12 protein-coding genes are annotated in these 21,607 nt (G+C 68.9%); 7 read left to right on the top strand and 5 right to left on the bottom strand.

Annotation, left to right across the window (positions count from 1 at the left end):
• Positions 1 to 230: 230 nt before the first annotated feature.
• The 3 genes from ACLQ24_RS01810 to ACLQ24_RS01800 are packed head-to-tail and all read left to right on the top strand — an operon-like array spanning position 231 to position 2,227.
• Positions 231 to 1,535, top strand: a complete 1,305-nt coding sequence (locus tag ACLQ24_RS01810; RefSeq protein WP_425888635.1) for a WXG100 family type VII secretion target — start codon at positions 231 to 233, stop codon at positions 1,533 to 1,535.
• An 18-nt stretch (positions 1,536 to 1,553) separates the two neighbouring features.
• Complete coding sequence (locus tag ACLQ24_RS01805; RefSeq protein WP_425888634.1) at positions 1,554 to 1,874, top strand: WXG100 family type VII secretion target; 321 nt, start codon at positions 1,554 to 1,556, stop codon at positions 1,872 to 1,874.
• Positions 1,875 to 1,909: 35 nt separating this feature from the next.
• The gene (locus ACLQ24_RS01800) at positions 1,910 to 2,227 is read left to right on the top strand and encodes a WXG100 family type VII secretion target (RefSeq protein ID WP_425888633.1); all 318 of its coding nucleotides are present in this window, start codon (positions 1,910 to 1,912) and stop codon (positions 2,225 to 2,227) included.
• Between the two features lie 64 nt (positions 2,228 to 2,291).
• On the opposite strand, the gene ACLQ24_RS01795 is transcribed toward ACLQ24_RS01800, so the two are convergent.
• Positions 2,292 to 2,945 (bottom strand): hypothetical protein, encoded by a 654-nt coding sequence (locus ACLQ24_RS01795; protein ID WP_425888632.1) that lies wholly within the window; start codon positions 2,943 to 2,945, stop codon positions 2,292 to 2,294.
• 138 nt (positions 2,946 to 3,083) lie between these two features.
• On the opposite strand from ACLQ24_RS01795, the gene ACLQ24_RS01790 reads away from it, so the two are divergent.
• Positions 3,084 to 3,563: a hypothetical protein gene (locus ACLQ24_RS01790; protein ID WP_425888631.1), complete on the top strand. Its 480-nt coding sequence runs from the start codon at positions 3,084 to 3,086 to the stop codon at positions 3,561 to 3,563.
• On the opposite strand, the gene ACLQ24_RS01785 is transcribed toward ACLQ24_RS01790, so the two are convergent.
• Positions 3,544 to 4,083: a hypothetical protein gene (locus ACLQ24_RS01785; RefSeq protein WP_425888630.1), complete on the bottom strand. Its 540-nt coding sequence runs from the start codon at positions 4,081 to 4,083 to the stop codon at positions 3,544 to 3,546. The two genes, ACLQ24_RS01790 and ACLQ24_RS01785, sit on opposite strands and share 20 nt — an antisense overlap.
• 981 nt (positions 4,084 to 5,064) lie before the next feature.
• Between ACLQ24_RS01785 and ACLQ24_RS01780 the strand changes: the two genes are divergently transcribed.
• Together ACLQ24_RS01780 and ACLQ24_RS01775 are read left to right on the top strand one after the other, a co-directional pair.
• The gene (locus ACLQ24_RS01780; RefSeq protein ID WP_425888629.1) at positions 5,065 to 17,223 is read left to right on the top strand and encodes a hypothetical protein; all 12,159 of its coding nucleotides are present in this window, start codon (positions 5,065 to 5,067) and stop codon (positions 17,221 to 17,223) included.
• A gap of 208 nt (positions 17,224 to 17,431) precedes the next feature.
• Complete coding sequence (locus ACLQ24_RS01775; RefSeq protein ID WP_425888628.1) at positions 17,432 to 18,031, top strand: LuxR C-terminal-related transcriptional regulator; 600 nt, start codon at positions 17,432 to 17,434, stop codon at positions 18,029 to 18,031.
• A gap of 260 nt (positions 18,032 to 18,291) precedes the next feature.
• On the opposite strand, the gene ACLQ24_RS01770 is transcribed toward ACLQ24_RS01775, so the two are convergent.
• Entirely contained in the window at positions 18,292 to 18,885 is a 594-nt protein-coding gene (locus ACLQ24_RS01770) for a lytic polysaccharide monooxygenase (RefSeq protein WP_425888627.1), read from the bottom strand.
• Positions 18,886 to 19,121: 236 nt separating this feature from the next.
• Positions 19,122 to 19,709: a hypothetical protein gene (locus ACLQ24_RS01765; RefSeq protein ID WP_425888626.1), complete on the bottom strand. Its 588-nt coding sequence runs from the start codon at positions 19,707 to 19,709 to the stop codon at positions 19,122 to 19,124.
• 435 nt (positions 19,710 to 20,144) lie between these two features.
• Here ACLQ24_RS01765 and ACLQ24_RS01760 point away from each other — a divergent pair, with 435 nt between their 5' ends.
• Positions 20,145 to 20,402: a hypothetical protein gene (locus ACLQ24_RS01760; protein ID WP_425888625.1), complete on the top strand. Its 258-nt coding sequence runs from the start codon at positions 20,145 to 20,147 to the stop codon at positions 20,400 to 20,402.
• A gap of 55 nt (positions 20,403 to 20,457) precedes the next feature.
• On the opposite strand, the gene ACLQ24_RS01755 is transcribed toward ACLQ24_RS01760, so the two are convergent.
• Positions 20,458 to 21,297, bottom strand: coding sequence for a hypothetical protein (locus ACLQ24_RS01755; RefSeq protein WP_425888624.1), 840 nt, complete (start codon positions 21,295 to 21,297; stop codon positions 20,458 to 20,460).
• Positions 21,298 to 21,607 lie beyond the last annotated feature (310 nt).

Raw genomic sequence — 21,607 nt, 5'->3', positions numbered from 1 at the left:
CGATTAGTTATGGGGCGAAGGGCGGCAGCGTCTGGTCGTTCGATGATGGTTCGAAGGTGTCGTACGACGGTTCCGGTGATGTGACGTCGCAGGTGTCGGCGGATGGCACGGTGTTTAGTGCTTTCACTGATGCGGGTCCGACGCATGCGGTGTTGCCTGATGGTGGTGCGGCGTCGATTAGTTATGGGGCGAAGGGCGGCAGCGTCTGGTCGTTCGATGATGGTTCGAAGGTGTCGTACGACGGTTCCGGTGACGTGACGTCGCAGGTGTCGGCGGACGGCATCGTGTTCAACAGGTTCGACAGTGAGAACCGGCCGACGCACGCCACCATGCCGGGCTCGGGCGACGTGACGATCAGCTACACCTCCAACGGTGCTAGCACCTGGTCGTACGCCGACGGAACCAGTGTAGAGCGGAACGCCGCCGGCGCGATCACCCGCGAGACCACGTCCGACGGCATCGTCTACGACCGGTTCGACGCCGACGGTAGGGCCGTCCACGGCAGGGTGCCGGGGGCGGACGGTCAACCCCCGCAAACGGTCTCCATCACCTACAAGCCGAACGGCGACTCGACGTGGACGTACCAGGATGCTGGCGGCGCCACGACGATGACGCTGACCCGGGACGGCTCCGGCAAGCCGCTCACCATGGTCCAGGACGGCTGGACGTTCCAGAAGTTCGACGGTGAGGGCCGACCCACGGCGGGCCACGGGCCGGACGGTGACGTCACCATTAGCTACGGCGCGCACGGCGGCAGCACCTGGACGTTCACCGACGAACACCATACCCGGACAGTCATCGACCGGGACGCCAGTGGTCACCCGACCAGAATGATCGTCGACGGCTGGACGTACACCAAGTTCGACGACGAAGGTCGTCCACTTGTCGGCTACAAGTCAGGCGAGAACGGGGGTGCCGGGGAGAAGGTCACCATCACCTACGGCCACGACGGTTCCAGTGTCTGGAAGTACGGTGACGGCACGGTCGTCACGAGGGCCGGGGACGGCCATGTGACCTCGCTGGTGGTCGACGGGTGGACGTACACCAAGTTCGACGATCAGGGTCGGCCCACCTACGGCACCAAGGACGGCAAGCACATCTCTATCTCGTACCAGGGTGACTGGACGGTGACGACTTATCCGGACGGCACGAAGATCGGAACAGATTCCCACGGTCGTCCGATCTATCAGATCAACCCGGACGGTAGCCGGTTCGAATACCGGGTGGAGATCCCGAAGCTGCTCCAGGCGAAGACCGTCGTGGCGGCCCAGGCCAGTCTCCTGGACGGGCACCTGGCGAACCTGAAGAGGCAGATCGAAAATGTTATTGACGTCTGGCGGAGCCCCTCCGGGGAACAGTACGAGGAGGTGGTCTCGCGGATCAACGCCATCGGTAACGACGTGCAGAGCGTCCTCCACGACTCGGTCACCGCGCTCGGACGTGCCCACGACCAGTACGTGGCTGCCGAGGGCGGCAATCTCAAGAACCTGACCCCGGTCAACTTCAATTCTGACGGGTCAGTCACACCTCGATGATCCGAAAGGGCGGACAAAATGCAAAGAGTTCAGGTAACCCCCCAGATGGTGACGGACGCGGCTGCCAGCTGCGATTCCACAAATGCCGAGATCGACGCGGAGCTCGCCTCGCTCAGGTCTTTCGTGGTCAATCTTCAGTCGCAGTGGCACGGTGTTGCCTCCGACCAGTTCAACGCGCTGATGACCGACTTCGACATCTACGGGAAGATGCTGCACAGCGCCCTGGCGGACATCTCCAGTGGCCTGCGCGGCAATGCCGTCAACTACGTCGATACGGAAATCTCCAACATCAACAGCCTGGTCGCCGTCAACGGCGACATCCCCGGTGCCCGGCTCTGACACAACAGCTCTGACTCAACAGCAAGGAGTACGTCATGGGTGACCCCACGAGCAGCAGCCTCTGGGTGCCGTTGGAACTGGAGACCGCCGGTGGGCAACTCAACGGCCGAGCCAACGAGATCGTCAGTCAGCTCGAAGCGCTGAAGAGCAAGCTCCTCCCGCTCTCGGAGACGTGGCAGGGCGATGCCAAGGAGTACTACGAGGGTCTCCAGGGTGAGTGGAACCTCGCTGCGGATGGACTCTTCGGGCCGGAGGGAGTTCTCGGGTTGATCGCATCCGCGTTGAACCTGAGCTGGAACAACTACTCGGAGTGCGAGTGGACGAACCTCAGGACCTGGCGGCCTCAGGGCTGAGCGCGATCGGCGGGATTGGGCGGTGTGGGGAGGTCCGCACCGCCCCCCGCCAGCGGGATCGGCCTCAGTCTGGATCCGGGGCCCAGGAGGCGCGGTCGGCGCCGGCATACATCTGACCAGCGTCGTTGAGCATGCCGACGAATGTGCCGACCAGATGGATGGCTGAGCCGCAGCCCTGGAGCAACTGATTCTGCGTATGCACGAGCTCCCGGGTCTGCTTCGGGTTGCCGTCCTTGCCAACGGCGTAGGTGCCTTCCGGGTATTCGAAGACATTGTTGTTGGAAAAGTCGCCTGCCGAATCCTCCCAGGGCGCCTCGTGGTAAGTCGGGACTATATCTTCCGCGTTCTCGGCGAAGAAGATCCATGCCTCCTGGCTGACCACTTCGTCGCGAAAAGCCTCGAACTGCGCGATCTGATTCTGGGCTTCATGCAGGAGCGTCTGCTCGGCGGAATAGACGGTGTCCAGGTGGACCGTGAAGTAGCCATTGTTCGGCGTTGGCGGATCAAGCGGGATGTTGTGCTCGTCGACCAGGATGCCCTTGTCGTTGGTCGGATGACCCGACGAATCCGCGAAGCCGCCCTTGCCGTCCGGGTGGACATCGGGTGGCTTCGGCGCCGCGCTCGCCGGGTCGGTGAAGTTGCCGTCGTCGCCGTTTATCGTCTTGGTGTCCGACCAGGTCTGGGTCAGATCAACGACGTTCGCTCCCTCGTTGGCCATACCCGACTCTTACGGGCGCACGACGAGACCGGCAACGTCCTCGTTCAGGTGACCCGTTGTTCCCAAACGGGGCCCTGCCGCTGATCCCACGCGACTCACTAGCCTGGGATCCAGTATCCGGGAAACCGAGGAGCATCCGTGACGGTCCCTTTCGCGCCGGACGCCCCAACATCGTACGAAGACGCTGGCAAGGCGATCTGGGTGATGCCGGGCATCATGCATTACAACGCACACGTCTCGATGAAAGCCGAGATCGCCGCGATCGTCGAGTGTTGGAATGTGATCGCCGATACGTGGAACGGTTTGAAGCTCAGTTGGGTCGGGGAGTCGGCTTCCGCTGCGGACGCGTTCAACGAGCGGCTCGACAAGGTGCAGGACGAATTGTTCGGCGAACCCGAGAAGGACGGGAAGGACGGCAAGCCGGGCATCTTCGGTCTGATCCGGGTGGTCGCGGTCCAGGCGGCCAGCAACTACGACAACGCCGAGTACAGCGTCCACAAGATGTTCGACACGCTGCGTGAGGCACTGTCGGTCCCGGAACCGCCCCCCGGTGCGCCGGAGAAGCAGCCGGAGAACTCGCTCTACAACCCCATTCAGATCACCTACGGCAAGATCTGATTCCATCGTGACCTTCCCCGACATTCCCGCGACCCACCCCGACCCCGAGAAGCTGCGCGCTCTCGCCCAGAAATGGGACGAGCAGGCTGGCCGCTTGGAGGGCTATGGCAGCCTCGTGCGGTCCAGCGTGGACGGGATCGTGTGGGAGGGGCAGGCCTACAGTTCCATGCGCCTGGGCGCCGACAAGGTGATCGAGCAGGTTGGCAAGGCCGCGAAGGGCGCCCGTGAGTGGGCGAACGCGCTCCGCGAGGTGGCCGCGAAGTGGGAGGAGTTCATCAAGAAACAAAAAGTTAATGATATCGTGCAGGCCCTTATAGGCTTTTTCGGAGTCCTCCTGCTCGCAGTTTCGTTCGTTCTCGGCCCGATCCTCGCTTCGATTGCCGACATCCTCGTCGGAATGACGAGCCTCAGCGGCTTGGCCCGAACCGTCGCCACCCTCGTGGTCGACATCTCCCTGGGCATCTTGACGTACGGAGGACTGCAGTTCGGCTTCGACATGGTCGCCGGGGGGATCGCGCACGCCGCGGTCCCGGGAAGCGGAAGTTTCAAACCGACCGCCTGGGAAGCGCTCAACGTCGGTCTGGCTGGCCTCTTTTCCATTCGCGGCCTGCCGGGCCTTGGCCGGGGCGGCAGGCCCAAGGGCGTTGTGGGCAATGTCGTCGACGTGCCTGTCCTGCCCTCGAACCCCCGGGGTGTCGGCAACATCGGGGAGGTCGGCGAAACCGTCAGACCGGGCGGTAGTCCACCCGTGTCGGCGACGCCGCACCTAGATGCCGCCGCCGGCGGTCCCCGGACGGGAGCGCAGCGAGCAGCCGGTCCTCCGGAGGGGATCACCGGTCACGGAACGCTATCCAGTGCCCGGATCCCCGCGGGTGCCGAGCATCCGCTCGATGCGTCGGGCGGGACGCTGGGCGCGCGGGGCAACGCCGCGTTCGAGAGGGTCGCCGGGGCCTCCGCCGACGGCGGCGTGCCGAGGGTTCCGCGTGAGCTGTCTGCAGACGGCTCGGCGGCCGTTGTCCGTAGGCCCTCGATGGGGGACCAGCTGGGGGTCACGGGGTATCCTCGGGCCTCCCTGGACGGCCCTGCGCCGCACGGGTCGGGCTCGCCGCCCCGGGCAGCTGTGGATGGCCCTCCGGCGATGGGACATGACGCTCCCCGGGCTGGTGTGGATGTCCCTCCAAGGGTGGCTTCGGGTGCGGCGAGGGCTGGTGTGGACGAGCCGGTGACGGCCAGCCATGGCAGCTTCCGGGCGGGTACTCCGGAGGCGTCGTCGAGCGCCCGGATCCCCCCGGTCGCCGAGCGCCCGCCGGACACGTCGGGTATGCGCGGCGGTGCTGTGCCCGAGAGGGCCCCGGGAATTCCGCAGGCGGCGACCGGAGACGTGTCCTCGACAGTGGTCCGCAACCCGGTGCGTCCTTCGCTCGGGGACCAGGTGGGTCCTCCGGCAGGCCCCCGGGCTGTTCTGGATGGACCGCCGACCGCTGGTTCAGGTGGTGCGCGGATGGGTTCGCTGGATGCCGCCACGTCGCCACACGGGGCGCAGCCGACCGGAGGCCCGGCACGGGATGCCGCCGCGATGGCCAAGGCGGGAACGGGCAGGGTTGGCGACCCACCGCGTACGGCCGGGGGAGAGACGCCGACGTCCATCATTTCGTCCGGCGGTCGTACCCCGGGTAGATCTGACGAGGTGGTGGGTCCACCGCCGCGAGACGCGGCCGTCGCCGGGCCGAGTGTCGGCGTCAGCCCGCACGCGGTCGGCGCGCCCCCCAAGCTGCTGAGGCCGGCGGCGGGGCACGGCGATCCCCCCACCGCGATCACCGTCGCGGCGGCCGACGCGCTCAAGGTGCCGCGTGCCGATCCGTCCCTGCCGGGCAAGCTGCCGGCGATCTCGGCGCCGGTGCCCAAGCCTCCCCTGTCCGCCGCCCCGCGTTCGGCGGGTTCCGAGTCGTTCTTCGCCGGTGTGGATACCCGCGAGGCGCCCACGCCATCCACGACGGGTAGCCCCCCGCGGGCGGCGGATGGTGCGCCCGTGACCTCGGGCACGAGGCCGGGGACGCCGGAGGTGGCGGGCACGAGGCCGGGGACGCCGGAGGTGGCGGGCACGAGGCCGGGGACGCCGGAGGTCGCGCCGCGGTCGCCGGAGGCCGGTCGTCCGACCGGCGCCGAACCTGTCCGCAGCGCTCCCATCGATCGATCCGAGATCCGTTCGGCGGTGGGTGGCAGCCACCCGGGCCGTACTGAACTGGACACGGTCGCCCGCAGTCTGTCCGACCGGCACATGGAGCTCGTCTCCGCCAAGGCCGCGGAAGCGGAGCGGATTCCCAATCCGAAGGAGGCCGCGGCGGCGCGGCGGATCACGACGATGGCCGAAGCGCGCGCGCAGTTCTGGTCGTCGGTTCGCGAGGGTATGGCCGTGCAGTTCGGGCCGCACGCCGCTGGACTGGCCCGCGAGAGCCGGCAGACACTGGAGCAATTCGCCACGTTCTTCGCGAGCGAGGCCGGTGTGGTCAAGGAACTCCCGGCCATCCGGGCGATGATCGGTAGGGACTTCTCGGCGATGGTCCCGGGCGAGATGTCCGGGGCGGTCAAGACCGTGGCTGCCGACATCCTCAGGCGTGCCGGCCTTCGCGCGCTCAGTTTCGACTCCGTGGTCAGTCGTCTGGGCAGTACCAACCGCGCCGAGTTCGGGCAGGCGATGGACGACCTCCGCAACGCCATCCGGGACCACCGGAACGTAAAGGCGCGCGGTGGGCCCTACGACGAGGCGAGAGACCGGCCCACGACCCTCGACCAGGCTCGGACGATATTCGGCACGGACGCGAAGGTCGCCGCTGCCCGGGACGCCCGCGCCGCAGCGGGCCAGCGGACCGATCCGCAGTTGACGCGTGCGGCTGACGACGCGGCCCAGGTCAGGCGGGAGGTCGAGACCGAGGCACGCGACTGGGCCGCCAACCGGGACAAGGAGTTCACCGCCCTCAGCAAGAGCATCGGTAAGCAGCTCGCCGATGAGCGTTACGCGACGGCCTACGTGCAGCGAGAGCGGCGTGTCGAGTACCAGCCGGGCCAGAACCCGGAGCGGTCGCTCGACGAGGCGGTCGCGCACATCAACCGGCGGTGGGAGGCGGCTGTCGGCAGTGCGTCGGCCGTCCAACGCTTCCGACCGGACGCGGATGCGGCGTTCAACGCCGAGGCCCTCGCCACGCGCAACATCGCCGGTCTGACCAAGGTGGCGGGGGTACCCCGGCTGCGCTCCCTGGAGTCGTTGCCCGAGAAGGAGGCGGCCGAGTGGCGGGCGTCGTTCCGTAACGCCGTGGACAACGAGTTCGAGCGTGTCTGGCGGCCGGTCTACGAGGCGGGTCACGGACCGGGCAGCGCCCGGTTCCAGGCCACCGAGAAGGCCTGGGCAGAGCGGTTCCAGGGCATGCGCGAGCAGTTACGGGTCGACGGTTTCGCGTACCACGAGATCCAACGAGTGGCCGACGAGATCGCGGAGGCCAGAACCGGCCTCGCCTTCCGCGGTGGCTCTGCCGGCGACGTCACCCGAGCACTCCAGATGATCCGCGAGAAGTACCACGCCGAGATCGGCGACCTGGTACGCGGGATCGGCCGCCGAGGGCCAAACCTGGCCCGGTGGGACGACCTGGCGGTCCGGATGGAGTCCGAGTTACGCGAAGCCTTCACCCCCGGGGCGACCGTCGGGCGTCGACCGGTCGAGTCCGAGCGGATGGCTGGCGACCCGTTCACGGATCAACGGCCCGTGCCCGACGGCTCGCCGACGTCCGCGCTCCACCCTGGCCTGGCCGGCGTACGCGACCAGGCGTTCCGGGACTTTGCCGGCCTGGATCCGCTGTCGCAGGCGAAGCTGCCAAAGAGCATGCTCGACCGGCTAGAGGCGACCTACGTCCACGAGCGGCTGACGGCGTACGACGCGATCATGCACGGCGGGGACGCCCGGGTTCCCGCCCAGGTTCTGCATGACCTGCGGGTTGAGGCCCGGTTTACGGCCGGAGAGCCGGCAGCGTCCGTCACGCGTCGCGCGCCCGAGTCGTGGACCGAGCATCGCCAGCAGATCAGCGAACTGTTGAACGGCCGCGGACTGGCGGTGACTCCGACGTCCGGCGGTCTGGTCGTACACGTGGACGCCGCCCAGGCGGTCGCGGACAGCGCGGTGGTGCGGGCCACCAGGGGGTTGGGTGAGCTGCCCGACGGCCTCCGGATCGTGGCCGGCCCGGGCGTACGGCCCGAGGTGGACATGGCCGGCCTGGGTCCACTGGCCCGGGACGGCCTGGTGCTGTACGCGCCGTTCCTCGATAACAGCGCGCTGGTGGAGGTCGCGCGGAGCACCGGGTTGACCGTCGCCTTCCGGGGCCGTCCGGCACCCGGCGACGCCATCGCCCATCCGGTGGACGGCGCCGGCGTCGCCACGCTGCAACACCTCGCCGTCGAATGGCGTTCGGGGGTGCCGGCCGTGGACGCCCCGTTTGGGCTGACAGCCGGCGTCCGGCCCGGTCTTTACCGGCTGAGCGAGGGCTGGACGCTCGAATCGCACTCGTGGGGCGTGTGGGCCCGTCCGCCGGAGGTGGCGGTCCACGACGCGTTCCTTACCCGGCTCGGTGAGCTCAGCGGCGACAGGCCCGTGGTGGTGGGCGCGTCCGAGGTCAACGTCCCAGATGCCGTGATCAGGGAGATCCACGGCCTGGTGGAGCGCATGCCGGTGGGCGGCCGGTCCACCATCACCTGGCTCAGTCGTCCGGGGTCCCGCGATACCTCGTCACACCTGATCGACAATCCCGCTGACCCGACGGCTCTGGCCCGCACCCAGAAGTACGGGGAAGCATTTGACCTCGCCGATACGCGGCGACTGGTGGGGGAGCGGGCCGGCCTCGACTTCAGATCGGTCGAGATGAACGTAGACCTGCCCTCCTCGGCAGCCGTGAACACGCTGCTGCGGGCGTACGAGGCGGACGCCGAGGCGCTCATCGCCAAGTATCTGGCCGGCCGTGACGGTTGGCATGGGCATGCCGACGCCGCGGGCTTCGCCCGTGGGTACGACGAACTCCGGTCCACGCTGGCGGGACGTTTCGACGCGCAGGTGCGCTGGGAGGGGCGGGCCGGCGAGGTGCGCGGCTCGGTCGAGGAGGCGTTCCACGACAACGTGGGCCAGCGTGACCGGGCCGAGCTGTTTTCACAGACCGAGCCGGCGCAGATGCATGAGCCGGCGCAGACGCATGAGCACGTCACCGCGTTCTGGGATCGCTTCTCGCCGGCGGCGGCCAAGGCGATCGACGACCTGGCCAAGAGTGGCCCGCGCGCGGATCTCGGGGCTGCCGTCGACGCCCGGATCACCGACCTGGCGCGGGACGTACACCTGCACGTCGACACGTACCTGACGGGCGAATCGGCGCTGGTGAACGGGCTCGCGAAGAGCCACGCGATCGGTGCCGAGGTACGACCCCGTAGCGACGCCCTGGCGGACGAGATCGTCGCCACGCTGTCGAGCCAGACCCGGCACGCCTTCGACAAGGTGTTCGGCCCGGAGGGCGCGTTCGGAGTGGAGCGGTGGAAGCCGGGATCCACCTTCGCCGGTTCCGCCGAGGCGCGGCAACTGGAGGACGTCTTCGCCCCGGAGCACCTGGCGTCCGTCGAGAGGCGGGTGCAGGACGCCTTCGAGTCGCTGCTGCGCGTCGATCCGAGCATCGCGCGCTCGGTCAGCCTGCCGGCTCGCCTGACCGCGGCCCATGCCGCGATGACACGGTTGGAGCAGGCGGCTGCCGCCCGGGCCGAGGTGCGGACGGCCGCCGGGCTGCGACCCGATCTGACCCCGGAGCAGTTGGCGCAGTTCCAGGACGATCTGATCGTCCGGGTCGACGGCGTCCTGCACCGCAGCGGCCCGCGAAACGACGTCGACGTCGACGTCGACACGCCGCGCCGCGCGGCATCCCCCGACGAGGTGAGAGCGCAGTTCGACGAGTTGACCGGCGACGGCCTCGCCGCCGAGCTGGCGGTGCTGGCCGAGCCGCACCTGGTGCGTTCCACCCGGGACACCCTCACGCATGATCTCGGCCTCGTGGCGGGCCCGCGCGACAGCGCGAGCCTCAACCGACTCGGCACACGGCTATCCGCCGACGTCCGGCGCGCGTACGACGAGATCCATGGCCTGGGCCGCCCACCGGAGGAGGCGAACGAGGCGTGGGCACGGAAGGTCGACGAGTTGCGCGCCGGTCTGTCGAGGCGGGTGGGGGCCGAACTTGACTCGCTAAACAACCTGAGGAGTGCGGCGCAGGAGTTCCACACTATCGAGAGGTCGGCAGCGCTCCGCTCCGGGGCGCCGATAAGCTCCGATGTCGTCGCCGATCTGGCCGCCGCGCATCGCGCCGAGTTCATGGCCGCCCGCGACCGCGACCTGCAGGTGACCTCCGAACGGACCACCTGGCTCGCTGACGAACATGTCAATGGGGACCAGTACGGCAGCCACCTCGCCAACCTGCGACGGAACTCCTTCGCCGCCGACCTGGAGTGGAATCTCGACGCCGGCCTGCGGGCCGCGGTGGACCGTATCGGCCTGCAGGGCGTCGAGCGGGCCGAGCCCGAAGCCGCTGCCGCGGCCATCCGGAAGTCCTTCGCCGACGAGATGCGCGGCGCGCGACACAGCGACAACTTCACCAGCGTGTGGCAGCAGCGGTACCAGAGCCTGAGCGATTCGGTCGACACCCGGTTGACGGTCGCCATGATGGAACGACGGGTCAAGAGCATCGCGGACGACTTCCTCACACCGCGTGCCGGCGAGCTACCCGACACGGAACTGCGACGCCTCGGCGAGGTGGTCAGCGAGGTGGTCAGCAAGGAGTTCAATGCGGCATTGCGCAGCAAGGCCGACCTACTACCGTCCCTCGGCGTCACCGAACAGCAGGCGTTGCTGGGCGAGATTCGCCCGACCACGCTGGCCGGTGTGAACGAGAAGCTCCTCACGGAGGGAGTCAGCGAGCCGGTCCGCGAGCTGGCGTCGGACACCGTGCGGTGGGTGGTCGACCAGCTCTCGGGCCCCCGTGGAGTGCCGACGTCGGCGGAGGCGGGCTTTGCCGGGGAGCTGACGCGGGCCATCGTGCGGCTCGACAAGTCGATCGCAGAGGTGCTGAGCCGGTCAATACCAGCACTCACCGACACATCGCGGGCCGCCTCGGCTGCCGCCGTACGGGCGGAGGTGCTTACTGAGCTGGACGGGTTGCGCCAGCAGAGCTGGACCTTCGACCGGGGTTCCTGGGAGAAGCAGGTCGGCGACACGTTGCGGAACATCAGTACGCGAATCGACTCGCAGCCGTTGCGTCAGAAGACCGAGCTACTTCTGGTCGCCAGTCTCGACCGCGATGTGCCGGAAGCACTTGCCGCCCTGAGCCGCAACTCGGTCAGCAGGGAGGTGTTGGCGGCAGCGGGGAAAGCCTTCACGAACGCGGTGATTGCCGAGTTTCGGAGGGTGGCGGACACTCCCACGTTCACTTTCACTCAGGTCAAGAATTGGAACGCGCAGTATGGCCAGCTGATCGGATCGTTCGACTCCTGGGTGACCACCCACCTCGTCGGCCAACGGATCGAACAGCTCGTGCACCGGCACCTGCGCCCGGAGCCGGGCACGATCACCAGGGCGGCCCGGCTGGCCCGCGTCCAGCAGCAGCTACAGCAGGCCGTCACGGACACCCTCGCGCCGTACCTCACCATGGCGGGGCACGCCACCCTGCCGCCCTCGCTGGGTGCCGAGGAGCAGGTGAGGCTCGCCGACGAAATCGGCAGGCGGCTGGACGAGGTAGCCGACGCCAGGCGTGTGCCCCGACTGGGCGAGAGGATCGTCACGTCGCTGCGTCAGCATCCCGTGTCCGCCCGAGCCGGGGCGGGTCTGGCTGCCGAGCGTGCGGCGCTGACTCGTCAGGTCGAGGAGCACTTGCAGGACGTTCTTTCGACGTACGAGCCGGGACCGTTGGTGACGGAGGCTCGTTTGGCCTTCGTCGACCGGGTTCGGGTGGGGGAACGCTTCGACGAGCTGGCAGAGGCCAACTGGACGTTCGACCGTAAGGTGCTGGAGAGCCAGGTGAAACACGACCTCGCCGGGGCCGGCGAGTTCGTGGCGACGTACATCCGCTGGACCGGGTACCGCGCCGAGCTTCCGTCCGTCGTACGACGCCGTATGGACGAGGCCCTGCATCAGCTTCCGCCCCCGTCGACGAGTGCCGTCACGGAGTTCACGGCGGCAGTCGTGCAGGAGTTCGATCGGGCTTATCCGGTGCACGGCCTGTACGGCGAAGAGGAAGCCGCAGCGTGGCAGACCCGCCTCGATGGCATGTTCGGGCGGCTCGAGTCCTGGCTGGTCACCCACTCGGTCGGTGCCCGAGCCGTCGAGAGGGCCGCGACCGTCGGGCAGGCTGCCGCGATACGCCAGGCCCTGCGGACGTACCTCGACCTGTCGTCTACGTCTACGTCTCCGTTGCCGGCCCTGACGGTTCCGCGCGAGCAGGAGGCGCTGGGCCGGTCGCTGCTCGCCGACGCGACCCAGGAGGAGCGCGACGCGTTCGCCGAGGACCTCCGCACGACACCGGTACCGACCCGGTCGGGGATCGAGTTCGCCAAGCGGCGTGCCGGGATCGAAGCGGGCCTCGACACGGCGCTCGCCGAGGTCGCCCGGAAGCTTGGGGAGAGCAGCGAGTTCGGCATCGACGCGGGGCGTGCCGTTCTCCGACACCTCGACGGCGCGGTCCAGGAGTACCGGCAGGAGGTTCTGGCCGCCGTCGACGCCGAATTCGAGCAGGGCTCAAAGGCGTCGTCGGTCGACTTCAACCAGAAGATCGTGACGGCGACGAGGGCTGTGACCTCCCGCATGCTCCGGGCGTACGCGGTGGACGAGTTGCGGCGCGAACTCGCCGTGAAGGTCGTCGGGCCTGCCGCCACCGCGTTCCAGAGGGCCGTACTCCGAGAGGTCACCGCCACCGTCGCTGCCGGCGAGGACTTCGGCGCGGCCGAGTACGACGCGTGGCAACGGGACTACCGGCGGCTCATCAAACGCTCCCAGGCGTGGCAGGCCATCCGTCTGCTGGCCGACCGGGCCCACCAGCTCGCAGCCGGCCGGGGCGCGCAGAACAAGCGCTCGCGCCGCTTCGCCGCCGCGATCGAGAAGGTCGTCGAGCCGTACCTCAACCTCAGGTCCAGTTACCGAGCCAGCCCGGCGCGGTCGCTCGGCCTACCCGAGCAGGAACGACTGGTCGGCGAGCTCGCCAGGGTCATTCCGGCGCGGGCCGCCATGAAGCTGACGAAGATGGTGCGTCGCGGCCAAGTGGCCTCCGACCCGGCGTGGGCGAAGTCGTACTACCCCGCCGATTTCGCGCACGAGCGGAGGCTGCTCGAGGATCGGCTGTGGTCTGAGGTGCCCGATACGGACGCGGCGAGCACGGCGTTCCGAGAGGATCAACTGCGCCGATTCGATGCCGCGAACGAGGCGAACTGGAACTTTGACCGGGCGGCCTGGGACGCTGAGTTCAATGAACGTCTCGCAGATAAGGACAACTGGATCTGGTTCTGGGAGCGCCGGGCCGCGGTTGAGGTGGAGTCCAACAACGCCCTCACGCGGGCGCTGGAGGCTGCCCTTGAGAAGCTGCCCAGTTTGGCGACCGCGAGGCCCGCCGGCCTTGCCGGGCCGTCAAGGCTGGTATCCGAGGTGGAGGCAGCCGGGCAGTTCCACCGGGCGGCCATGAAGGAGTTCGATGCCACCCTCCCGCCGGGGTCTCGACTGACCGATGAGCAGGTCGATGCGTGGCGGTGGAGGCTCGACCAGTTGATCAGCCGGATCAGTGGCTGGATCACCATTCGGCAGATCGGTAGCCGGGTCGGCGAGGGCATCCGCAGAACGGCCATCGCCACCGCCACCCACGGCGCCGACGAGGCTTTATCGAGCCCAGCACTTCATCGGTTGATCGGTCAGGTCGATGAGGCGATAGACGTGCACCTCTCCCTGAAGTCACGCGGTTACCTCCCGTCCGCGCTCACCCCGCAGGAACAGGCCGATTTCGCCGCGCATCTGGTCCGGCGCGTCACCGCGAAGGACATCGCGGAGGTCGGGCTCGACGGCGATGTGCGCGAGGCCGCGCGGTGGTGGCTGCTTACTGATCCGGTAGCCGTGCCGACCGGTGACGGTCACGCATTCCAGCGGGCTCAGCTCGGGGAACAGTTGGCTCAGCTTCCCGGTGACCCCGCCGCCGTGGCGGCGCTTCGGGTGGACATCCTGCACGAGTTCGACGAGGCGCACGCACAGTGGTGGAACCTCGACTTTCAGGCATGGTCAACCCGGCTCGAGACCCGGCTCAAAGGTGCGTCGGCCTGGCTCGACTCGTACTCCCGGTGGCAGGAAGCCCGAGCGGGGATCTCGACCGCGCTGCGTCCGCATCTCGATGCGGCGAAGGCACGGTCGGGTTTGACCGCGGACGAGGCCACCGTCGCCGCCGACGAATTCGTCGCTGCGGTCACCAGGGATTTCGACGGACGCTTCTCGCACTCCGGCTTCGGGGCGAACGAGCAAAAGCAGTGGGCCAACCGCGTCGGCAAGATCCTGCCCCGCCTGGATGCCTGGCTCGCCGTTCGGACCGTCGCCGCGCGGGCGAGGGAACGAGTGCCGACTGTCGTCGCTGAGGCAGCCGACAAGGCCATCGGAAATTACCTCGACGGCGCCATGATCGACCTGCCGGCCGTGCTCGGTCCGGCCGAGCGCGACGCGCTCATCGGACGGGTCGTTCGGCTTGTCGACCGCGATGCGGACGATGCGTTCGTGGATTGGTTCCGCAGCCAGGTACCAGCCCAGGAGGGGGTGGGCTTCGCGGCTGAGCGCGCGGCCCTGGACGAACGCCTGTCGGAACTGCTGCGGAACCACTGGGCGGAATCCGAGCCGGACACTGCCGTCGAGGCCGCCTCGGAGGCGTTCCGAGCCCACGTGTTGTCGAACCTCGACGCCAGGTTCGCCCGTGACTGGAACTACGACCGATGGCGTTGGCAGCAGGAGTACGACCGCATCGTCGGCGGGAGCGAGCGTTGGCTGGATGACTGGGCGGCGGGCGACCGGTTGCGGAGCGCGGACCGTGACGAGCTGAATCGCACGCTCGACGAGGTCAATACCGATCCGCACGCCCGGGAGCTGATCCTCAGGGCCTTCGACCGGCTGTACCGCAGCTACAGCGGCTCCGCACTCTCCGTCGGCCGAGCCCGTGACCGCTGGCAGGCCGAGCAGAGCCGAATCCTCGACGGCCTGGGCGAGTTCCTGCGGCGTACCGAGCTGAACCGCAGACTGACCGACGAACTCAACGCTGCGGTTGCCGACCAGCACACGCGCTGGCGGGAGGCCGATGCCCCCGAGTGGGAACTCGACCAGCTGACCGAACTCGGGAAACAACTCGTGTCGGGGCTCGCAGCGGCACGGCTTGCCGGAGCCCTGCCCGGTGAGCACTCCACCCGCCCGGTGGCGAGCCTCACCACAGAACTCGACCGCGCCGTCGGCGCCTGGGCCGACCAGGGCTGGATCAGTCCAGCGGTGCGTAGGCTCGCCGCCAGCCTGCGTACCGTGCTGATCGGCGAGGTGCGCGACGCGCTGGGCGAACCCGAACTGGCACCGGAAACCCCGGCCCCCGCCATCGCGCGGTTGACCCCGCCGGACTTCGCCGACGGTTTCCGACGTCGGGTGCTGGGGGTGACGGCCGGGCCGCTTCGAGAGCCCCACGCCGAGATGGAGCGGGACTTCATCCGCGAGGCGGAGCGGATCTTCGACCGCCCTGCCGGCAGCGTGTCGAAGGCGATGGCACGCGCCGACTACCAGGATCTGATCCAGCAGTTCCGGCAACAGGAGCCCTTCTACGAGCGGGTCGTCGCCTTCCGTCGCAGCGCCGGGGACGTGGCCGTGGCCGCCTTGCGCAAGCGGTGGGACGGCAAGAACCCGCAGCTCATCGACAAGGTGGTCGCGGCTTTCGAGCAGGGCGTACGCGAACTGACCGCCCCCCCGGCATGGGCCGCAGCCCGGTACGAGGCGTCCCGTGCCGCCGCCGCCGCCGACATCTTCGAGCGCCATCACGCCGCGCTCGTCGACGCCGCCAACCGGTGGATGACCGAGCTCTGCGAGGAGGACAAGCTGAAGGCGCGCGCCGACAAGCTGATCACGAAGCAACTGCGCGACTTCGAGGCCGAGCACGGGGCCCTTGATCCGAACGTGCGTATGATGGCCCGCAGCGCCGCGCAGACGCTCGTGGTTCCGGCACACCGCGATCTCGGCGCCGACGCGGTGCGGGCGCTGCACAGGCAGTTCCGCCTTGCCAGCGTGTTCAGCCGGTTCGTGACCGATCTTCCCGCCGGTACCCCGAAGGCCGTGTGGCGGGATGGACTGGAGGCGTACATACGGCTGCTCCGTGGGCCTGCCGACTCGGCGGATCACCTCGAACGGGTGCTGGCCGCCGTCGCCCACCGGGCCCGGCGACAGGCGGCCGACTCGTTGGATCACCTCGAACGGGTGCTGGCCGGCATCGCCGACCGGGCCCGGCGAGAGGCGGTCGCCGGGAAGCCGGCAGCCGCGTTGATGTCCGAGCCGGACCGGCTGGGCGACGAGCGCGGGCCAGTGCCGACAGGCGACGAGCGCACGGGCACCCGCAATCAGAGGGCCGAGCTGCGGAGGGAGGAGAAGCGGCGGGCGCGTGCGGACGAGCTGATCGAGATGTATTTGAGCGTCTCTGAGGTCAAGCACGGTGAGTTCGACCCGCAGGCGCGGGAATTGGCGTACGACGCCGCGCGGTCCCACGTGGTGGCGGCGGGTCGCGAGCTCGGTGCCGATGCGCTGCAGGCGTTGCAGAGGCTGTCCCGCCTCGCCCACGAGTACAGCCGTTTCGTGGCCGACCTGCCGGACGGAGCGTCGGAGGCCGTGCGGCAGGAGGGACTGGAGGCGTACACCCGGCTGCTGGGTGAGCCCGCCGACTCGGCGGATCAGCTGGCGGGGGTGCTGGCGGTCCTCGTCGACCAGGCCCGACAGCCGATCCTCGGCGAACGGATGGCTGCCCTGGCGTCCGACCCGGATCGGCTGAGCGCGGTACTCGGGCCGGTGCCGGCGGGCGACGAGCGGGTCGCGCTCGAAGGCTTCCTCCGCGCACGGGTCGACCAGGCCAACACGGATCTCGCCGCCGGCGTCCGGATCGGGGCCGTCGCCGCCCGCTTCGCGCCGGACCGGGTCGACGCCGCCCTCGACCAGTTCGGCGCCAGCCTGGACCAGGCGGCCCGGGACTGGGCGGACAACGCGGCACTGCGGGCGTTGGCGGGGCGCCCTGAGGGGCGCGACTTCCTGCGTGAGCCCGGGATCGACAGACTGGACGACATCCTGGCGGCCCTCGCCCGGGACGCCAGCCCGCAGGCGTTGGCGAGCCTGCCGTCCCTGCTCGCCGCGCTGCCGTGGATGGGCACCGAGGCGGCGGCGGTACGAGACCTCCTGGCCAACGTCGGTCAGTTCCTGCAAGGCGATACCGACGCGTACGCCCGGGCTTTCGCACGCGCCGCCGACGTACGCAAACCGTCTCGCGGCGCGCTGATGGAGTTCGTCAGGGCGCTCTACGTCCTGAACCCGAATATGATCGATCTGAGTAATCACATCATGGACTGTTAGCCACCCGGCGGCACCAGGTTGCCTCCGTCCGGGACCAGATGACGGTCCTCGAGGTCACCGGCACCGCCGCGGATCTGCACCGGTTGGCCGAGGAAGTGTTCAACTGCTGACCGGCCGATCTTGAGTGACCAGCCGATCGCCCACCGAAGTCAAGTAGATGTCGTGGCGGTCCGTTTATGGTCGTCCGGCGATCTACAGGAGAGTCCGTATGACAACAATCGCTGTCGTGGCCGCCGGGTCGGTGGTACGGCAGGGCGTCTGTCGTCTGCTTGCCGAGGCGTCGTCGAGGTTCACGCCGTGTGGCTTTGCATCCCTGGTGGAGATGCCTGCCGAACTGGATCCGGATGTGGTGGTGATCGACTGGCCGAATCGTGCCGTCGACGCGCTCGTCCGCATGCTGCCGGCGAACTCCCGTGCCGTGCTGCTCTGCGACCCGACCGACCCGCCGGACCTCGGTCAGGCGGTAGCCGCCGGCGCGCGAGGTTTCCTGACCCGTGACACGGAGGTCGACGACCTGCTCCTCGCCGTCGACGCGGTACGGCACGGCGGGATGCACGTGACCGCGGAGATGCTGGGCATGTTGACCGGGGACGCCGAGCGCCGCCATCTCGCGTTGGGCGAACGTGAGATCGAGTTGCTGCACTGGGTGACGAGGGGCCTGACCAACGAGCAGATCGGTGGGCGGATGAGCCTGACGAAGTCTACCGTCACCTCGTACCTCAGGCAGGTGCGGAGCAAGTTGAACGCGGCCAACAAGACCGACCTGACGCGGCGCGCGATCGAACTCGGGTATGTCCTACCCCGCTGACCGGGAGGTGCTGTCGTGAACCACTCCAAAGGACCACGCGTGAGCACCCTCGATGTGGTGGTGGTGTCGCCGTCCGACGTCGCCCGGGCCGGGTTGGTCCGGCCGTCTGACCTCGCATCGCGTCTGATCCGGCCGGCTCGCCGGCAGTTCGCATTGAGGGGGCAGGGGTTCAAATCCCCTCAGCTCCACCAGGAAACAGCAGGAAGGGCGGGTTCTCGGGTGACCGAGAACCCGCCCTTCCCACATGCCGGCCCTGCTGGTCAGCTGACGGTGATGTCGCTGCACCACATGTAGGTCTGGTCCATGTGCGACGCCTTCCACAGCACGAACAGGATGTGGTTCCCGCTCCGGGAGGACGGGATCGAGACGTTGAACGAGATGTTCTGTGCGGGCGCGTAGCGCCCGGTCGTCGCGATCAGGTCGAGGTTGCCCCACCCGAGTTTCTGGGCGGCCGGGTTGAACCCCTGCTTCGAGATGTAGACCTGGAAGTAGTCAGCGCCATGGCTGGCCTGGTCGTACATCTGGAGCGTGAGGTTGCGGCTTACGGCGGTCGACTTCCACGCTCCCGGCTGGTTGAGCGAATCGTTCCGGGAGAGTGCGTTGCTGCACAGCTGCCCGTCCGGGGTGCGGGACTGGTACTGGCCGGCGAGACCGTCGCGTAGCTGGCTCATCCAGTTCCACATGGTGTCGGGGTTGGCCTGGAACGCCCGGTAGCACATCGGGTCCTGCTGCTGCATGGCCGGATTCGTGTGCTGGTTGCCCCAGGTCGTCCAGCACTGGTACGCGCGGGTCGCCGGGCCGATGACGGTGCCGTGTGCCTGGGCCGCGCCGATCGAGGGCAACGTACCGGCCACCCTTGCGAACAGCAGGACGAGCGCCTGAAGGGACCGACGGGCGGTTGACCGGGGTCGTCCGCCGGATTGATCGGACTTGGGTGAACGCACGGTTCATCCTCCGTTCTTCGGGGTGATCGCGATGGGAACGCTCCCAAACCCACTGTTACATCCATGCGTCTAAATATCAATGCTGATCTATCTAAAACGGGATATGAGGTGGCCAGGGTTGGTCCCCAGCGACCGGATTGACCTGGTCAGAGGCCGGCTGCGGCGTCGTACCGGCGACGCTGATCGGCCATCTCCGACTGGGTCAACGCCTCCTCGAGCGCCAACTCCTCGTACTTGTCCGGGAACATCTCCCGTAGCCGGTCGACGAACATGACGTCGGCGGTCGCCTCGACCACCTGAATGCCCGGAGGGTTGGTGGACATGTCCATGATCAGGGGGCCGGTCAGCTTGGCCGCCACGTCCCACGGGCGCTTCTTCTCGGCGACCCCGCAGAGGTGGAAGCCGTAGACCGTCCGTACGTCGGCGAGCGCGGCGGCGTCGGTCGGCTCGTAGCCGTAGACGCGGACTCCGCAGATCACCGGCGGTTTGCCCTCGGCGGCCACCTGCTGGGCGCCGTGGCCGGCATGGTTGTGCTGCCCCGGGTCCGCCTGTTCGAGCGTGGTCCGCATGCGGGCCGTGATCTGTGCTTGCAGATCCGCCGGCTTCTCCTCCGAACCCGCCCGCCTGGCCAGTACGACCGCGCCGGCCGACACCGCCAGCAGGATCACCGCCACCCACACCAGACGGTGTCGGTACCACCTCGCGGCGCTCTCGGCACTCTCTTGGGAACTCATGACTGCCTCTCGCCTCGTCGCCGTTTCCCGGCGTCCCGACAGGCCGGATCGGACGCCCCGGCGGGTGGGACGTCGAGTGCGTCGGCCGTCGGGGTGCGTGCCAGGGGATGCGTGCGACGGGCGAGGACGCCTTACCCGGCGAGGTGCCCGTCGTCGTGGAGATGGCCCGGTGATGCGACAGGCGAGCGTCTGCCCAAGTGGCGCGCTGCCGGCACCGCGATGCTCCCGCAGTGGCCGTTCCCAGCGCGGTTGCCCCCGCGCTGCGGCGATACGAGCCATCCCACCACGTCTGAGCCCACTCTGGCAACATCGACGTACATCATTGCAAACTCGGCACGTCGCCCCTTCCGGAGCGGCTACGAGAACCGTTCGGTCGCCGCGGCGACCAGGCCGTACCGGCGCAGCAGGTTCGTCAGGTCGGAAGTACGTGTCTGGGTGGGCGGCACCAGCCCGGCCAAGGTGCGGTGGGACGTTCGCAACGGCTCGTACACCTTCCTCGACCAGGAGGTGGGGCTGGACGACGTCAACGCCAAGGGCGTCGTGGTGGGTGGCGACCGGGTCGCGCACGGCGGCACCTCCCGGATCCTGCCGGGCGGCGGCAACGTCGGCGCGAAGGCCATCGCCGACACGGGCACGATCGTGGGCTTCCGCAACGCCGACCGGGTGACTCCGGTCCGGTGGACGGGCTGCTGACACCCGATTTCCGTAGGTGCGTGGGGCCGGCCCGTCGGGTCGGCCCCACCGCACGTCACGGCTTCCAGGAGCCAGCGGTCGCGAACCTGGGCTGGTACTCGAGCACTCCCGAGGTGTCGTGTACGTCGAAAACCACACTGCCGGTGCGCCTGGTCCCGGCGGTCAGGTCGTTTCCGGCCGGCATGGGCATGCCGCAGCCGGAGAAGGCGCCGGCGATCGCATTGGTCTCGGTGCCGTCGGCGGCGACCCACTGGAAGTAGAGCGGGTTCGCCGAGCCGGTGCCCTTGGTGACCGCCACCGTCACGTTGGCGATCACGTACATGCCCTCGTCCGGCTTGAGGCCGTACGACGTGCAGGGCTTGGCCGAGGTGCTGAACTCCGTCACGGTGATCTCGACGGTGCCGCTGCTCTCGTCGAGGACCAGGGTGTCGCCGACGGACATGTCGCGGGTGTCGCCGCCGTCGGCCGCCCGGGGCGACGGAGCGATGGTGGCCGGTGGCCGCCCGACGCCGCGCGTCACGTCCGGGGTGGGCAGCGCGTCGGTCACCTCGTTCGCCGCACGGTTCGCGCCGATGACCACCGCCACGATCCCGCCCGCGCAGCAGAGCAGGGTGAGCACGGCCGCCGTCACCGCGACGACCACCACGGTCTTCTTGGAACTCTTCGTCGCGACGGGCGGCGGAATCGTGAGCGGGTAGCCCGGCCCGCCGGGCGGCGGATAAGCGCCCCCGGTGTGCGGGTAGGCGCTACCCGAGAACGGGGGCTGCGGCCAGGGCTGGTCGGGGGAGACCGGGTAGGGCGAGCTGGCGAACGGTGGTAGCGGAGCGTTCGTCGGGGCCGCCCACTGCTCCGGTACGCCCTCGTGCGGCACCCCGGTCGCCGGCTGACCCGACACCGGCGTCTGCGCCGCCGCCGACCACGGGTCGGGCGGTGCCGGCGCCTGCGGGACCGTCGGGCCGGTGGCGGACTGCTGCGGCTGCGGTGTCGCCGGGAACGGCTGCGTCGGCGGCGGTTCCGGACTCGGCTGCTGAGGGTCCTGCGGTCCGACGGGGGGGGTGGGGGTGGGTCACCGTACTCCTTGACGCCTCGTACGTGCGGTTCGGGAACCCGCCGACGCTACCGTGCGTCGGCTGTCGGCCGGTCGGCACGCCGCCTCGCGTCCACGGTCCCGCCGAGGGTCGGCGCAGCGGCCAGGATGGACGGTG

The sequence above is a fragment of the Micromonospora sp. DT4 genome (assembly GCF_049841675.1).
GTDB lineage: Bacteria > Actinomycetota > Actinomycetes > Mycobacteriales > Micromonosporaceae > Micromonospora.
This window is presented reverse-complemented; position numbering and strand designations above follow the sequence as displayed.

Bases quoted from the DNA above. Each gene is read 5' to 3' on its own strand.
- ACLQ24_RS01800 (WP_425888633.1), top strand. From the start codon at position 1,910: ATGGGTGACCCCACGAGCAGCAGCCTCTGGGTGCCGTTGGAACTGGAG.
- ACLQ24_RS01805 (WP_425888634.1), top strand. From the start codon at position 1,554: ATGCAAAGAGTTCAGGTAACCCCCCAGATGGTGACGGACGCGGCTGCC.
- ACLQ24_RS01780 (WP_425888629.1), top strand. From the start codon at position 5,065: ATGGGTTCGCTGGATGCCGCCACGTCGCCACACGGGGCGCAGCCGACC.
- ACLQ24_RS01775 (WP_425888628.1), top strand. From the start codon at position 17,432: ATGACAACAATCGCTGTCGTGGCCGCCGGGTCGGTGGTACGGCAGGGC.
- ACLQ24_RS01765 (WP_425888626.1), bottom strand. From the start codon at position 19,709: ATGAGTTCCCAAGAGAGTGCCGAGAGCGCCGCGAGGTGGTACCGACAC.
- ACLQ24_RS01795 (WP_425888632.1), bottom strand. From the start codon at position 2,945: ATGGCCAACGAGGGAGCGAACGTCGTTGATCTGACCCAGACCTGGTCG.